Source organism: Deltaproteobacteria bacterium (genome assembly GCA_016183235.1).
In the GTDB taxonomy this organism is placed as follows: Bacteria; UBA10199; UBA10199; order DSSB01; family JACPFA01; genus JACPFA01.
In genome coordinates this window covers 12,185-26,370 of record JACPFA010000008.1, presented here as the reverse complement: position 1 = coordinate 26,370, position 14,186 = coordinate 12,185, and the positions used below count along the sequence as shown (strand labels likewise).

At 41.3% G+C, this 14,186-nt stretch carries 17 protein-coding genes; 11 read left to right on the top strand and 6 right to left on the bottom strand.

Features of this window, described 5'->3' with window-relative positions:
• The first annotated feature begins 18 nt into the window (after positions 1–18).
• From HYU97_01285 to HYU97_01275, 3 genes are read left to right on the top strand one after another with little or no spacing between them, the layout of a single operon-like run.
• Positions 19–699, top strand: a complete 681-nt coding sequence (locus HYU97_01285) for a ubiquinone/menaquinone biosynthesis methyltransferase (GenBank protein MBI2335382.1) — start codon at positions 19–21, stop codon at positions 697–699.
• Positions 696–1,247, top strand: a complete 552-nt coding sequence (locus tag HYU97_01280) for a UbiX family flavin prenyltransferase (protein MBI2335381.1) — start codon at positions 696–698, stop codon at positions 1,245–1,247. The genes HYU97_01285 and HYU97_01280 overlap by 4 nt, the downstream gene beginning before the upstream one ends.
• The gene (locus HYU97_01275) at positions 1,231–2,094 is read left to right on the top strand and encodes a 4-hydroxybenzoate octaprenyltransferase (GenBank protein MBI2335380.1); all 864 of its coding nucleotides are present in this window, start codon (positions 1,231–1,233) and stop codon (positions 2,092–2,094) included. The genes HYU97_01280 and HYU97_01275 overlap by 17 nt, the downstream gene beginning before the upstream one ends.
• Here HYU97_01275 and HYU97_01270 read toward each other — a convergent pair.
• Positions 2,089–2,976 carry a TraB/GumN family protein gene (locus HYU97_01270; protein ID MBI2335379.1) on the bottom strand — a complete coding sequence of 296 codons (888 nt, stop codon included), beginning with the start codon at positions 2,974–2,976 and terminating at the stop codon, positions 2,089–2,091. The two genes, HYU97_01275 and HYU97_01270, sit on opposite strands and share 6 nt — an antisense overlap.
• An 86-nt stretch (positions 2,977–3,062) precedes the next feature.
• Here HYU97_01270 and HYU97_01265 point away from each other — a divergent pair, with 86 nt between their 5' ends.
• The 4 genes from HYU97_01265 to HYU97_01250 are packed head-to-tail and all read left to right on the top strand — an operon-like array spanning position 3,063 to position 6,648.
• Entirely contained in the window at positions 3,063–4,607 is a 1,545-nt protein-coding gene (locus HYU97_01265; GenBank protein ID MBI2335378.1) for a peptide ABC transporter substrate-binding protein, read from the top strand.
• A gap of 3 nt (positions 4,608–4,610) precedes the next feature.
• Entirely contained in the window at positions 4,611–5,546 is a 936-nt protein-coding gene (locus tag HYU97_01260) for an ABC transporter permease (protein MBI2335377.1), read from the top strand.
• Positions 5,543–6,343 (top strand): ABC transporter permease, encoded by an 801-nt coding sequence (locus HYU97_01255; protein MBI2335376.1) that lies wholly within the window; start codon positions 5,543–5,545, stop codon positions 6,341–6,343. Before HYU97_01260 ends, HYU97_01255 begins: the two co-directional genes overlap by 4 nt.
• Positions 6,340–6,648 (top strand): EVE domain-containing protein, encoded by a 309-nt coding sequence (locus HYU97_01250; GenBank protein ID MBI2335375.1) that lies wholly within the window; start codon positions 6,340–6,342, stop codon positions 6,646–6,648. Before HYU97_01255 ends, HYU97_01250 begins: the two co-directional genes overlap by 4 nt.
• A gap of 25 nt (positions 6,649–6,673) precedes the next feature.
• On the opposite strand, the gene HYU97_01245 is transcribed toward HYU97_01250, so the two are convergent.
• From HYU97_01245 to HYU97_01235, 3 genes are read right to left on the bottom strand one after another with little or no spacing between them, the layout of a single operon-like run.
• Positions 6,674–7,522, bottom strand: coding sequence for a hypothetical protein (locus tag HYU97_01245; GenBank protein ID MBI2335374.1), 849 nt, complete (start codon positions 7,520–7,522; stop codon positions 6,674–6,676).
• Complete coding sequence (locus HYU97_01240; GenBank protein MBI2335373.1) at positions 7,513–8,424, bottom strand: nucleotidyl transferase AbiEii/AbiGii toxin family protein; 912 nt, start codon at positions 8,422–8,424, stop codon at positions 7,513–7,515. The genes HYU97_01245 and HYU97_01240 overlap by 10 nt, the downstream gene beginning before the upstream one ends.
• Entirely contained in the window at positions 8,421–9,020 is a 600-nt protein-coding gene (locus tag HYU97_01235; GenBank protein ID MBI2335372.1) for a type IV toxin-antitoxin system AbiEi family antitoxin domain-containing protein, read from the bottom strand. The genes HYU97_01240 and HYU97_01235 overlap by 4 nt, the downstream gene beginning before the upstream one ends.
• Positions 9,021–9,131: 111 nt before the next feature.
• Between HYU97_01235 and HYU97_01230 the strand changes: the two genes are divergently transcribed.
• Positions 9,132–9,224 (top strand): hypothetical protein, encoded by a 93-nt coding sequence (locus tag HYU97_01230; GenBank protein ID MBI2335371.1) that lies wholly within the window; start codon positions 9,132–9,134, stop codon positions 9,222–9,224.
• A gap of 156 nt (positions 9,225–9,380) precedes the next feature.
• Positions 9,381–9,959 (top strand): hypothetical protein, encoded by a 579-nt coding sequence (locus HYU97_01225; protein MBI2335370.1) that lies wholly within the window; start codon positions 9,381–9,383, stop codon positions 9,957–9,959.
• 66 nt (positions 9,960–10,025) lie between these two features.
• On the opposite strand, the gene HYU97_01220 is transcribed toward HYU97_01225, so the two are convergent.
• Complete coding sequence (locus HYU97_01220; GenBank protein ID MBI2335369.1) at positions 10,026–10,916, bottom strand: transposase; 891 nt, start codon at positions 10,914–10,916, stop codon at positions 10,026–10,028.
• A 74-nt stretch (positions 10,917–10,990) separates the two neighbouring features.
• On the opposite strand from HYU97_01220, the gene HYU97_01215 reads away from it, so the two are divergent.
• Together HYU97_01215 and HYU97_01210 are read left to right on the top strand one after the other, a co-directional pair.
• A complete protein-coding gene (locus tag HYU97_01215; protein MBI2335368.1) occupies positions 10,991–11,146 on the top strand; it encodes a 50S ribosomal protein L28 in 156 nt (51 codons plus the stop codon).
• 194 nt (positions 11,147–11,340) lie between these two features.
• Entirely contained in the window at positions 11,341–11,937 is a 597-nt protein-coding gene (locus HYU97_01210) for a hypothetical protein (protein MBI2335367.1), read from the top strand.
• A 90-nt stretch (positions 11,938–12,027) separates the two neighbouring features.
• On the opposite strand, the gene HYU97_01205 is transcribed toward HYU97_01210, so the two are convergent.
• Positions 12,028–14,178, bottom strand: coding sequence for a bifunctional (p)ppGpp synthetase/guanosine-3',5'-bis(diphosphate) 3'-pyrophosphohydrolase (locus HYU97_01205; protein MBI2335366.1), 2,151 nt, complete (start codon positions 14,176–14,178; stop codon positions 12,028–12,030).
• Between the last annotated feature and the right edge of the window lie 8 nt (positions 14,179–14,186).

Here is a 14,186-nt window from a genome sequence, read left to right as displayed (position 1 = left end):
GTAAGGTGCAATTTAGATATGTCGAAAGAGATTCAAAAAATGTTCTCTAGCATTGCCGACACCTATGATGCGGCCAATCGGATTTTGAGTTTTCGCACCGATGTGCGTTGGCGGCAGTTGGCGGTGGAGGCCTGCCTTAAGAAAAATCCCACCTCGATTTTAGATCTATGCGCTGGCACCCTGGACTTGTCGGTGGCACTCTATGAACAGGCACCTTACCTCTCTATTGTAGCCTGCGATTTTTCTTTGCCCATGCTGCGAGAAGGCTTGCACAAGACGACGGCCAAAAATATTCAAATTACTTGTGGGGATGGACATTCGTTGCCATTCCAGTCTGAATCTTTTGATGTTATAGTTTGCGGGTTTGGGATTCGCAATCTCGAATTGCGAGAACAGGCCCTGCAAGAAATTAGAAAAGTTCTAAAGCAACGGGGTTCTTTTGTGATCTTAGAATTTTTCAAACCCAACACCGGGCTTTCTAAACTCTTTTATCAAACCTATGGAAAATATATTTTACCAACCTTAGGTGGCCTTATTTCAAAAAACCCCGATGCCTATCGCTACCTCTTTCGTTCCATTCAACAATTTGTCACGCTCGAAGAGTACGAAGCCCTTTTACAAAAGCATCATTTTTCGCTTCGTTCTAGCAAACCACTGTCAGGTGGCATTGCCCACCTGCTTGAAGCCGAGGCCGTATGAAAATTGTTTTAGCTATCACAGGGGCAAGCGGCGCTGTTTATGCACAACGGGTGTTAGCTTTTTTACGCAAAACCAACCATCAAGTAGAAATTATTGCTTCCCGTAATGGAACTCAGATTTACCAACAAGAAGTTGGCGCATCTTTAAAAGAATGGGATTATAAAATTTATGCCAATGATGATTTCACCGCTCCCTTTGCTAGTGGATCGGCGCAATATGATTTATTAGCCATCATCCCTTGCAGCACGGGGACCTTAAGTCGCATCGCCACAGGGATCTCAGACGATTTAGTCACCCGCACGGCTGATGTGTTTCTTAAAGAACGGCGCAAAATCATTCTCGTTCCCAGGGAAACCCCCTTTTCTTCGATTCATTTGGAAAATATGTTGAAATTATCAAATTTGGGTGTCGTGATTTTACCCGCCAATCCTTCTTTTTATTCTAAACCCAAAAATCTAGTGGAAGCCGTTGACACAGTCACGGCCCGAATCTTAGATCACATGGGCATCCAACACGATTTAAAAATTCGCTATGGTCAAGATTGTTAAACATACCCTTGAACTGGTAAAATTTTCTCATACCCTTTTTGCCATGCCCTTTGCCTTAACGGCTATGTTTTACGCCAAAAAACAAATGCCCCCTTGGCCCCTTTTTTTAAAAATTTTTGCCTGTCTTATTTTAGCTCGCACAGCGGCCATGGCTTTTAATCGCTTAGTTGATGCACCTTTCGATGCAAAAAATCCCCGCACGGCTAATCGCCATCTACCCACTGGCATTCTTTCAAAACCCTACGTTATAGGGCTGGTCATCATTCCCGGCTTATTATTCGTCGTCACAACTTATTTTATTAATCCACTCTCGTTTTGGCTCTCGCCGTTGGCTTTGATGATCGTGTTGGGTTATTCTCTCACTAAACGCTTCACTCATTACACCCAACTTTTTTTAGGCTTGAGTTTAGGTATCGCGCCTATTGCCGCCTGGATTGCTGTAACGGGAAAGGTTGAACCCCCTGCTCTGCTTTTAGGGGTTGCGGTGTTTTTTTGGGTAGCAGGTTTTGATATTATTTATTCCACTCAAGATTACGAGTTTGATCGGCAAAATTCTCTTAAATCCCTGGTGGTGCTCATGGGGCCAAAACGGGCGTTGCTCTTATCTCGCCTGTTTCACTTTATTTTTTGGGTAAGCTTAGGGCTCTTTGCCTATTTTATGAATCTGTATTGGTTAGGTTGGATAGGCAGCCTATTCGTCGGGGTAATTTTAATGGCCGAACATGGCTTACTCAAACTAGACCAGCCTAAAAAAATAACGGCTTCGTTCTTTACTGCTAACGGGCTTTTAAGCGTGGTTTATTTTGTGATGGTAAGCTTAGATCTGTTTCTGCACGTACCATCATAGTTGTTCGATGGTATATCCCTTGCTTTCAAAAATTTTGAGCAAACCATCTGGCCCCACCAAATGGGCTGCCCCTACAATAATTAACGGGCTACGCTGGCTTTTCATCAAATTTTCAATCTTACCCGTCCAATCTCGATTTCGCTTCACCAATAAAATGTCGTAAACTTCAGGAAATTCTTTCAAACTTTCATTGGTTAATGAGGCCATAGTTTTAACATCACCACCCTTCCAAGCCTGTGATAATTCATTAATCTTTTTCCCCATGAGATTTATCTCAACCAAGCTTTCTTTTAACATGGCTTCTTGAACCTTCGCGCTAAGGGCATTAAAAAATCCAAATTGGATTTCTGCCGTTTCTAAAGCTAATACCCGCTTTTTTGCTTGTTTAGCCAATTTTAAAAAATAAGCATCGAGCCCATATTTGCTATCAAAACCTAATTTGTTGAATTCAAGCAGTGGTAATAAAACCGATACTAGCCATGGCTTAAATTGCTTAAACATCTCAGGAGGTAGGTTGTTTTTCTTTTGCCAATCTTGCAGCAGCTTTAAGGTGTTTTTAGAAACAGAGTTATGAAGGGTGGTGGGCGCTTCATGCAACCCATACTTTTTAATAAGCTCTGCACTCTCGTTAGAATTAGGCATTTGATCAATTTCAAACACTAAGGCATCGGCCGCTTTAAAGGTTTCGTCATAAACCTTAGGGAGAGGGTAATCTCCTTCTTTTAAAATATGCATGGACCCCATCAAGTAGGCCTGCCCTTGGGTAGAATGCATTTTCCAAATAAAATGTTTTGTCGATTCTTCGGCTTGAACATTGGAAAAAGAGAAAAATAATACCGAGAAAACCCCCAAAATTAAAACTAAGCGCAGCTTCCTTTTCATAAAAACTCCTTTGAGCTGATTGATATCATTTAGCGATATACTTAAAATGCTTGTTAATAAAAGCATAAAAATCTTAAATAGACCTTATGGCAAAAATGAGCCTCCTATTATGTTTATTATTATTTGCTTGTACATCCCTTACTTCTCAAAATTTCCCCTCGCTTAATATTTCAGTGGCCTCTGAACCCCCTACCCTCGATTGGAACTTGGCCACTGACAATGTTAGTTATCAAATTTTAAACCAACTCATGGAGGGATTAACTGCCTTTGATGAAAATTTAAAACCCACCCCCGCTATTGCTCAATCTTGGAAGATTAGCCCAGATGGTAAAATTTATACTTTTTATTTGAACCCCAATTATCGTTGGTCGGATGGCAAACCGGTAACGGCCCATGATTTTGTTTACTCGTGGACCAGGTTATTAGACCCTAAAACGGCCGCTGAATATGCGTATTACCTCTTTGACGTCGAAGGTGCGCAAGAGTTTAATCAAGACAAATTAAAAGATGCGACTCAACTTGGCTTTAAAGCCTTGAATGCCCACACCCTTGAAGTGCGCCTTCATAAACCCATTGTCTTTTTCCCCAGCCTTACCACGTTCATGGTAACCTTTCCGTTGCGCCAGGATATTGTTGAACAACATGGTTCTCACTGGACAGACCCGAAAAATATTCAAACTTGCGGACCTTATCAATTGCAAGAATGGTGGCACCAATATCGATTGCAACTTAAAACCAACCCGCATTATGGTGGTTTGCCTAAGCCTAAAATTGAAAAACTTCGTATTTATGTGGTGCAAGATCCCAGCACCACTTTGGCCCTTTATGAAAGCGGGCAACTTGACATTGCGCTACTGCCACCCATTGCTTTATCGCAATATCGTCATCACCCTGAATTAATAAGCCAAACCAAACTACGAGGTTATTACTTAGGTTTCAATATTCGTAAATCCCCGGTTCATGATGTAAGAATTCGTCGTGCCTTAAGCATGGCTCTTGATAAATCACCCTTACCGCAAATTTTGAAAGGCGGTGAACAAATAACCTCCGCTTGGATCCCACCTGGATTGTTGGGATATGAAGAAAATGCAGGAATCCGTTTTGATCCCGAACAGGCCAAGGCCTTATTGGCAGAAGCAAGTTCAAAATCTCTTCCCCCACTCACTTTGGTTTTTAATAGCGACCCCCTTAATAAAAAAATTGCAGAATGGGCCCAAGCCCAATGGAAAAAACATTTAAACCTCAACGTTGAATTAGAAAATCAGGAATGGAAATCTTACCTGGCTCAATTAGCCCAAGACCCCCCGGCCTTGTTTCGCTTGGGCTGGGGGGCTGATTACCCCGACCCCGATAATTTTATGAATCTCTTTACCCAATATTCAGGCAACAATCATACGGGTTGGAAAAATCCGCAATACGATACGTTGATTGCCCAAGCGGCCGTAGAAAAAGATGTGCAAAAAAGAATTCAAGCTTACCATCAAGCCCAAAAGTTATTATTAGAAGATCAAACCGTAATTATTCCGCTATTTATTGCTACGCAAAATATCTTAGTTAAAAAATCGGTGCGCAATTTCAAACCCCTCCCCTTGGATTTTGTTTATTACAAACTTGTCAGTAAGGATAATTAAAGCATGCCTTTCATCAAACGATCTTTAACCAATCTGGTAACGCTTTTAGCCATTCTGATAGGCACTTTTTTTCTCCTTCACACCCTGCCCGGTGGCCCCTTTGACACCGAAAAGCAATTGCCTAAAGTTATTCAAGCTAATCTTTACGAAAAATATGGGCTGCATCCTAAGGGAAATGATTCTTTTCTGGTTTGGTTAGGTAAAGACTTGGGCGCCTATTTTAAATATTTACCACAAGGCCGCTTAGGCCCATCGCTTACTTTTATAGACCAAGATGTTAGTATCATTATTCTTCAGGCCTTGCCTGTATCTTTTGAATTGGGCCTTTGGGCACTACTGGTTAGCGTCATGGTTGGATGCCTGATGGGAATCTTATCGGCACGTTTTCAAAACCATTGGTTTGATTCAAGCCTTCAATCTTTAGCCACTCTGCTCATTTCCTGGCCCAGTTTTATTTTCGCGGTGGGAGTTATTTTTGTATTTTCGATTTATTTAAAATTATTGCCCCCTGCCCTTTGGGAAGGCCCCAATTTTCGCATACTTCCGGTGTTAACCCTAAGCCTTTACCCAACGGCCTATCTTGCTATCTTCACGCGCCATGTACTAATCGATCAACTAAAGTCAGACTACATGCGCACCGCAAGAGCAAAAGGATTAACGCTCATACAAGCCCTCGTCTCGCATGCCTTTAAAAATGCTAGTCCCCCCGTACTAACATTGCTAGGCCCACTCACCGCTCATCTCATCACCGGATCTTTTGTAGTAGAAATCATCTTTTCAATCCCAGGCCTAGGGCGACATTTTGTCAGTGCTATCATTAATCGAGATTATTTTTTAGTGATGGGAATCACCTTGGTTTATTCGAGTATCTTAATAGCATTCAATTGGATCGTCGATCTGCTCTATGTTTGGTTAGACCCGAGGCTAAAGGCAACATGAATAAAAAATTCCCCATCTCAATCTTATTTTGTTTTGCTTTTATTGGCGTATTATTCCTTGGCTCCCTCCTACCCACGCTCTTAACCTCTTACGACCCTAACGCACAATTATTCGACGCTATTTTAGTCACGCCCAATGCCAAACACTGGTTTGGCACCGATGAACTAGGTCGTGACTTGTTAGCCAGGACCCTCTTTGGCGCCCGAATCTCCTTGGCTTGCGCCGGCATCGCTACGGGCTTTGCTTTAGGATTGGGCGTTCTCTATGGCGGTATCTCAGGCTTTTTAGGAGGCAAAGTAGATGCTTTACTCATGCGGATCTTAGACATGCTCTACTCTATCCCTGATTTGCTCTTTTTCATTTTGCTGGGTCTTTACTTAGGCCGAGATTTTTGGGGCATGGTCATAGCCCTCTCTTGTCTAAACTGGGTAGGCATTGCCCGTTTAACGCGAGGTGAATTTCTTAAATACAAAGCCATGCCTTTCATTGAAGGTGCCAGGTCTTGTGGAACCCAACCTTGGAGAATTTTTCTTATTCATTTACTCCCCCAAACCTTTGTGCCACTCAAAGCTGCATTATTTTTACGCATTCCCGCACTTATCTTAGCAGAGTCTACCTTGTCTTTCATTGGTCTTGGGCTAAAACCTCCCCACGCCAGTTGGGGGACCCTCGCCGGGGATGGCTATCAAGCCTTAGCCTTTTATCCCCATTTGATTTTATTTCCTGCTTTATTCATTTTTATGACGATTTTTAGTTTTCAAAGGATTGGAACTTGGCTAAACGACAAAATGTTATGAGCACTCAATACTGGTTAATGAAATCTGAACCCAGCTCTTACTCCATCGATAACCTAAAAAAGGATCGCCAAACTTTTTGGGACCCTCAAGACCACCACTACGATCCTAAATCGACCCCGCAAAAGCCCCTGTGGTATATGGTCGATGTAGAATTTGTAGAAAAATTCCCCAAAATCATTAGCCTCACCGAATTAAAAGAACACCCCGGCCTAACCGGCATGCTCGTCCTCAAACGCGCCATGCGTCTTTCCGTCCAACCCGTATCCAAAGAGCATTTCAACCTTATCACCCACTGGTTCAAATAACCCAAATTTGCGATTAATCGCCCTGCTATTTTTCACTTGGAAAGAAAGATTGCTTAGCAAGATCCGTAAAAAATTTTCCTAGATCGCTGATTGGAATAATTAAAAGATGTTGGTCTAACTCTGAAATTAATTTTCCCAAATCAGTTTTTTTACTTCCCTTTTCAGTTTTTAATTGTTTTTCCCACTTTTCTTCAAAGGCTTGATAGATTTTATCAAATTCATCTATGAAGTTATCACCTAAATTGATTTGCAATTCATACTTTTTGAAAATGTCATTTACCTCAGAAACTTTGAAGTCCTGCCTAACATACCGAGGAATCGGAAATTTTTTTAAACCATTAAAGTAGCAACCATAGGATGGAACATCTAAATACTCACTCCAATGTGCCACAAAGGTGTTTCTAAACATTTTTATTCTGAAATAATTTGGTATAATTTTTTGAAAAAATTCACTTTTTTCGCCATAGCTCACAATTGTTGAAACTAGCAAATTGTAAAACAATCGTACTCTTATTGCTAAGTCAGGGTCGGTGAGTCTAATTATGTCTCCTGGAGGAGGTGTTTCAGTTTCTAATTTCTTAAATCGCTGGGCTATTTTTATATTTTCTGAAAAAGCTTCAGACACCTCTGTCATCATGAGGTAAATTGTTCTTATTTCTTGCAAGAAAGAGCGAATCAAATTTACTTGTGATTTACGGGTGTTTTTATAAAGTTCAGTAATCAGCTTGTCAAAAGGTGTTTCTCTTCCCATACTTTTGGACTCCGCCAACATATTACAAAATAAAACCTCTTGTTCAATCGCACCGTTCGAAGTTTTATGTGAATGAAGAAATGAAGTTTTAAAAGTGTCATGAGTTGAAATTTTTATAACCATGCAAATTTTTTTGGGTCCCATTGTTTTTCAAAATCACGATTCTCTGCAATGGCTGTAGCCACGGGCTCCAAAAAATCCCTGATCAAAGAAATAATTTTTTGAAAATCCTGATTAGCCGTCACTTGTGTTTTCCTCAAAAAGGCTTGCCATTGAACCTTCTTGGTCTCATCCCCCATAAAGATAGGGGTAAATACATTGGGCGTCGTCTCCAATGCGATATTTCTTTTCTTAAAAGTGCCAACAATAGCTTTCCTCAGACTCTTTCCATCAAAATCTTGTCTTTGCGCCAAAAAGAGGATGTCATAAAAGTCTTTGAGACGGCTGTTGAGCGTGTGGAGTTTAACCATAGCCTCAAATTTTTCTGCAATCACCGTTTCCCAACAATAAGCCTCCAACGTTGGTGCAGGAAAGTCGAGAAGGGTTGGGTATTGAAAAGATATGGGATCGGGAATGACTATGTCTTTAAAACTGATGTCAATTTGCATGACGCCTTTTGCCGACCCAAGCGTGGCATCAAAATGAACTCTCAGGGTGTTAATCGTTCCGTCTTCCCGGATGTTGGAACATTTTACAGAATCGGGATAAAAAATAACACCGTCCTCAGACTGAATGGCAGCGATTTCTCGAACAATCTTTTCTGCCATTGGATGATCTAATTTTTCAAGCCTTGCCAAGAAATCAATGTCCTGAGTAGAGCGGCCTTTGTTGATGTTCAATGTCAGGAGAAGGGCCCCTCCTTTGAGAATGAGTTTATTTTTATATTTTGAAAGGAAAACACGATACAGGAATCGTTCTTGGAAGTAATAAACCAAGATACGATTGAAAGCGATCCCTTCCTTCTTGGCATAATTGAGTAATCTTGCTTTGACTGAAGCAGTAATATTTTTGACTTCCTTGGTCATGCCATTCGAGCCTCAATATAGGGTTTCATCACATTGCTCATACGGCAAACTTGAGCTGCATCCAGTAGCTTCTTGAATCCTTTGTCATTCTTGTCCAGATAGGTGAATAGAGCTTCCTTGGCCGTATCATCTCCCAGTTTTCGCCTGAATCGAAAGGCATCACACACCGATTTTTCGGGAGAATAAATCCTGTAGTTACCTGCCTTGGTATGTATAGTTTCGATACCAACTTTATATTGATCTTTTGAAAAATTAAACACACGAAAAGGAGGATAAGTCATTTTTGGGGAATGGTACCCTTGGGGAATGGCGATCATGATTTCCGTGGGCATGAAAGTGGTAAGGCCATAATGCGAAAGTGCGGAATATAGGCAAATGACTGCCGTTGGGATTGCCTTGCAAATATCGACAAAATCCCGAGTTGAAGTGGAATCTGTATCTTTAAGGCGATAGAGACCCCATTTGATTTGTTCAATTTGTTCTGTTTGGACGTGCTTCTTCACATCCCGGAAGGAAATGCCATTTTTTAGGAGATCCGACGTGCGGGCATAACCATGATGTTCCTTCATAAATTGGATAATTTTATCTTTCTGCATTGTGTAAAATATAAGCTATACTTAAAAATAAGTATAGCTAAATTTTTACAATCAACAAATAGTTATTTGGGCTTGTCATTGAAAAATCCCTGTGTTACCCACTGCCCCACTATGCGGAACTGTAATATTTGTGGAAAACGCACCCGAGTTGGAAATACGGTCAGCCATGCCAACAACCGGCTAAAGCCGTCTAATCCTGATTGAATTTAATACAAAAAATTAATTTACGCAGGGTACAGCTGTATACTAAAAGTATTCATTTTCCTACATTCGAAAGATTATCCAGAACAACTTACTAACTTTAATCTCGATAAGAGGGATGAGGGGGAAATTTAGGATGGACACACAAGGAGTGATAATATGGCTGATTCTATTCTAGGTATTGTTTGGTGCGTTGCTACATTGGGTATTGGCTGCAGCAGCGGATGTGACACGCCCGAATCCGAACCAGAAGCAGAACCGCCTCAACCATTACCTCCACGAAACGAATATGACATTTTTGTGAAGTTGTATGTGAGTCAGTGTGAACAAACAGCTCTTTATTTTAGTCATAGACCACTATGTGGAGTTGGAAAATATCCTCAATTAGCTATAGGTTCTTCAAACGCTAGCCTTTATATTCCATCCACAGATGAGTTTAAAAACTCTAGCTTTCATATTCCACCCCTACCAGATGGTGGGCCGGAAGCAACAGGGGGGTGCCTGATAGATTGCAGTTGGACTGCTAATAAATATCCTTCTCCTACTATCAATGAACAGGGAACATTTCAGAAAAATGCATTTTGCGAAGTACGGATCGAAGTTAATCCATATAAAGAAACTATACCCGCAGGCATTAAAAATTTATCTACGCCAGTAGGCACACAACAACATGAATGCAAAATCATCGACTCCCTTTATGAATATGTTTTCGGAATTCCACTCCCCCAACACCACTAACGTAACGAACAAAATAGCATGGAAACGTAGAATAGGCACTCCTGACTTTCTCGATGCAGCACCCATTTATGGTTTGATAATATCATGAAGAAGTTGTTGTTGAGGGTCCATTTTAAGCAAGTGTTTTGAGGGTAGCATCTCGCCTGGCAATAAACATTCGAGTTCATACATTGTTTGAGTAATGTCAGCAGCCCGTTTCAGGCTTAACCCAGCTTCGTGTTTAATCAAAAGGCGTTCAAGTTCTTTGAGAATGGTATAAGCGACAAAAGAAATGCAGATGTGGGCTTCTATACGTCGTTTTCGGTAGTGAAATATAGGACGAATGCGCAAATCAGTTTTGGAAATTCGAAACGCTTTTTCTATTTGCCAAAGTTCCCGATAGTTCTCAACGATGGATTTGGGAGAAAGTCGTGTGTTGGTAATGTAACCTTTGAGCCCATCCCATTGGGAATCAGCGGTCACTTTGGCTTCATCGACTGCCACCTCAACCTTACCGGTAAGTTTGAGGAATTTATTGTAACCACGGCTATTGATGTGTTGCTTGGTCAATTTGCCAAAACGGATTTGTTCTCTTAATTTTTTTAGACCCCGATCACGATTATGGGCGTCTTTTTTTGCTCGAGAAATGGAATGGGTCACAATCAACCGGGTTTCATCCTGTTTTTTTACAACGAAATGATCACCATCTTGCATCCCCTTGCTTTGTTTTAAAATCTTGGCCTTTATGGTGTCTGTTTCATTTTTGATCCGTGCACCAATAATAAATCGGTATTTGGCATTGCTCAGATTCTCGAGATTTTGTTTGGATAGCAGTGCAGCGTCAGCAATGACCGTTGGGGGTTTAAAATGGTATTTCTTTTCAATCTTTTCAAGAATTGGGAGCAGCGTATGGCCCTCAAAGGTATTGCCTTCATAAATATCATAACCAATGGGATACCCACCTTTCCCAACCAACAATCCGAGCATAATCTGCGGATGTTGAAACTTGCCATCTTTGGAAAAGCCAATTTTGCGTAGGTCGTCTTCATCTTCTGCCTCAAAATACGGTCAGCCACGCCAATAACCGGCTAAAAACCCGTAATTTACCCAACCTTAAAAAGGTTCGTGCCCTGGTTAAAGGGCAAGTGCAACGAGTTACTGTTTGTACCCGCTGCCTACGCTCCGGCAAAATCCAAAAAGCCGCCTGACACCGCCTTTCATAAGCCGTCTAATCCTGATTGAATTTAATACAAAAAATTAATTTACGCAGGGTACAGCTGTATACTAAAAGTATTCATTTTCCTACATTCGAAAGATTATCCAGAACAACTTACTAACTTTAATCTCGATAAGAGGGATGAGGGTAAAATTTAGGATGGGATGAACTCAAAGGGGTGATAATATGGCCGACTCTACTATCCTAGGCATTCTTTGGTGCGCTGCTACATTAGGCATTGGCTGCGCCAGCGGGTGTGACAAGCCCGAACCAGAAACGGAACCAGAAACAGAGCAGCCTCAACCATTACCCCCACAAGACGAATATGACATTTTTGTGAAATCATATACGGATAAGTGTGAAGGAACAGCTGCTTATCTTAGTCAGCAACCAGCATGTGGAGTTGGAAAATATCCTCAAGCAGCTACAGGTCCTTCAAGTGCTAGCCTTTATATTCCATTTCCAGATGAGTTTAAACACTATGGCATGATTATTCCACCTCCACCAGATGTTCCACTTCCGCCAGATGCACAAGGAATAGAGGGGTGCCTGATGTATTGCAGTTGGACTGCTAATAAATTTCCTTTTCCTACTCTCACTCAACAGGGAACAGTTCAGGAAGATGCATTTTGCGAAGTACGCATCGGCCTTTATCCACATACTCATTCACTCACGGGCATGGAAAATTTATCTAAGCCAAAGGATGTACAACAATATGAATGCAGAATCATCGACTCCCTTTATGAATATGTTTTCGGAATTCCACCCCCCCAACACCACTAACGTAACGGACCAAATAGCATGGAAACGTAGAATAGGCACTGAGTTTCCGGTTTTTTAAGGCTGTTTAGCAAAAGTATTTAGCGCACTATTTTAGGATCTGATTCGCTCGACGGAAATAACGCCCTTCATTTTTTCGAGCGAACGCATGACATGCTGTAACTGTTGGAGGTCGTTAATCTCCAAATGAAAAATATTAATGGCCTTGGCATCCCCACTGGTTCGAATACTAGCCTGCGAAATATTTATCCCACTGTTAGAAATAGTTTTAGTCATCGAGGCCAAAACTCCAGGGCGATCCTCCGAAACAACTTTAATCTTTGCCTTATGATTAATCGCTGCATCGTTATCCCATTCTACATCGACTCGCCGCTCCGGGTCACTGTCTAACACCTTTTGACATTGATGATAATGAACGGTAACCCCACGCCCGCGGGTAATAAAGCCAATGATGGGTTCTCCGGGTAGCGGGCAACAACATTTACCCAAGGTGATTAAAATGTCATTGTAGCCACCTACTTTTACGGCAGTGCGATGTTGTTTTTGAATCTTTCTGAAAATTTTTCCAAGGATGGTTTCTTTTTCCTTGGTCGGTTGCAATAATTGTTCGGGCGGCAACACCACTGAAACAACATCAAAGGGTCTTAACTTGCCATAACCTAACTGGCAATAAAGGTGCTCTAAATCTTCCAGCTCAAATTTATTCAGCACTAATTTTAAAGTGGCCCCCTTTAAAAATTTGGTGGGCACTTCATGAAATTTTGAAAATTCTTTTTCTAAAAGTTCTTTTCCAATGTTGACGCTGCGATCCCGTTGTTCATGTTTAATGAAAAGCCGAATCCTCGCCTTAGCCCTGGAAGTACGAACAAATTTCAACCAATCTTTATTGGGTTTTTGTTTTTTGTTCGAAACAATTTCGATCGTATCTCCACTTTTAAGTTGATAATCGAGCGGAACCAACGTTTCATTGACCCTTGCCCCTGCACAGGTGTTGCCCAACTCGCTATGAATACTATAAGCAAAATCGATCGGGGTAGACCCATAGGGTAATTCTTTTAAATCACCCTGCGGGGTAAACACATAAACATCGGTGGCAAATAAATCTAATTTAACGGTATCTAAAAACTCGCTGGGGTCTAAAATCCCTTTTTCTAAATCTAAGAGTTCACGCAACCATTGGAATTTTTTGGTGTCGTCTTCATGGATATTACCGCCTTCTTTGTACTTCCAATGGGCAGCAATCCCCTTTTCTGCAATTTCATGCATTTCTCGGGTGCGGATTTGAAACTCGGCTCGCTCGCCATCTAAACATACCAACGTCGTGTGAAGTGAACGGTAACCATTGACCTTGGGCATCGCAATGTAATCTTTAAATCGCCCCGGCACCGGCTTCCATAATTCATGAATAACGCCCAACACCTCATAACATTGCTTAATGGAATTCACGATCACCCTAAAGGCCAGCAAATCATGCACCTGATCAAAGGAAATATTTTGTGATTCCATTTTACGATAAATGCTAAAATTATGTTTGATGCGGCCATAAATATCGTGAGGAACACCAAACTCATTTAACTTCTCACTCACAATGCTGCGAATTTTTTCAACATAGCTTTCTTTATTGACTCTTAAATCAGAGACCTTTGATTCTATCATCTGATAAATATCGGGCTTGAGATATTTGAAACTCAGTTCTTCCAATTCAACTTTCATCCATTGAATCCCCAAGCGATTGGCCAGCGGCGCATAAATTTCCATTGTTTCTTCGGCAATTTTTACACGGCGATCTTCTTCGAGGTGATCTAGGGTGCGCATATTATTTAACCGATCGGCCAGTTTAATAATGATGACCCGAATATCGGTGGCCATGGCCAAAATCATCTTACGAAAATTTTCGGCCTGTTTTTCTTGCGAAGAAGTAAATTGAATTTTGCTAATCTTGGTAACCCCATCCACTAAATAAGCCACATCATGGCCAAAGTTTTTGCGAATTTCATCAAGACTGGTAGAAGTGTCTTCTACCGTATCATGCAAGAGCCCCGCAATGATGGTAGGAACATCCATCTTCATCTGAACCAAGATGGCCGCCACCTCCAAGGGATGAATAAAATAAGGCTCACCGGAAGCCCGCTTTTGCCCAGTATGCATCTTTTTAGCAAAATGGAAGGCTTGTTCAATAAGGGGGATATTGGCTTCAGGGCCATAAGCCTTGATACTCTGTAGAATGTCTGAGAGTTCAACCATTATACTTA

Coding starts and splice junctions, on each gene's coding strand:
- HYU97_01225 (MBI2335370.1), top strand. CDS start 9,381: ATGGCTGATTCTATTCTAGGTATTGTTTGGTGCGTTGCTACATTGGGT.
- HYU97_01250 (MBI2335375.1), top strand. CDS start 6,340: ATGAGCACTCAATACTGGTTAATGAAATCTGAACCCAGCTCTTACTCC.
- HYU97_01265 (MBI2335378.1), top strand. CDS start 3,063: ATGGCAAAAATGAGCCTCCTATTATGTTTATTATTATTTGCTTGTACA.
- HYU97_01270 (MBI2335379.1), bottom strand. CDS start 2,976: ATGAAAAGGAAGCTGCGCTTAGTTTTAATTTTGGGGGTTTTCTCGGTA.
- HYU97_01245 (MBI2335374.1), bottom strand. CDS start 7,522: ATGGTTATAAAAATTTCAACTCATGACACTTTTAAAACTTCATTTCTT.
- HYU97_01260 (MBI2335377.1), top strand. CDS start 4,611: ATGCCTTTCATCAAACGATCTTTAACCAATCTGGTAACGCTTTTAGCC.
- HYU97_01205 (MBI2335366.1), bottom strand. CDS start 14,178: ATGGTTGAACTCTCAGACATTCTACAGAGTATCAAGGCTTATGGCCCT.
- HYU97_01280 (MBI2335381.1), top strand. CDS start 696: ATGAAAATTGTTTTAGCTATCACAGGGGCAAGCGGCGCTGTTTATGCA.
- HYU97_01235 (MBI2335372.1), bottom strand. CDS start 9,020: ATGCAGAAAGATAAAATTATCCAATTTATGAAGGAACATCATGGTTAT.
- HYU97_01210 (MBI2335367.1), top strand. CDS start 11,341: ATGGCCGACTCTACTATCCTAGGCATTCTTTGGTGCGCTGCTACATTA.
- HYU97_01285 (MBI2335382.1), top strand. CDS start 19: ATGTCGAAAGAGATTCAAAAAATGTTCTCTAGCATTGCCGACACCTAT.
- HYU97_01230 (MBI2335371.1), top strand. CDS start 9,132: ATGCGGAACTGTAATATTTGTGGAAAACGCACCCGAGTTGGAAATACG.
- HYU97_01255 (MBI2335376.1), top strand. CDS start 5,543: ATGAATAAAAAATTCCCCATCTCAATCTTATTTTGTTTTGCTTTTATT.
- HYU97_01240 (MBI2335373.1), bottom strand. CDS start 8,424: ATGACCAAGGAAGTCAAAAATATTACTGCTTCAGTCAAAGCAAGATTA.
- HYU97_01275 (MBI2335380.1), top strand. CDS start 1,231: ATGGTCAAGATTGTTAAACATACCCTTGAACTGGTAAAATTTTCTCAT.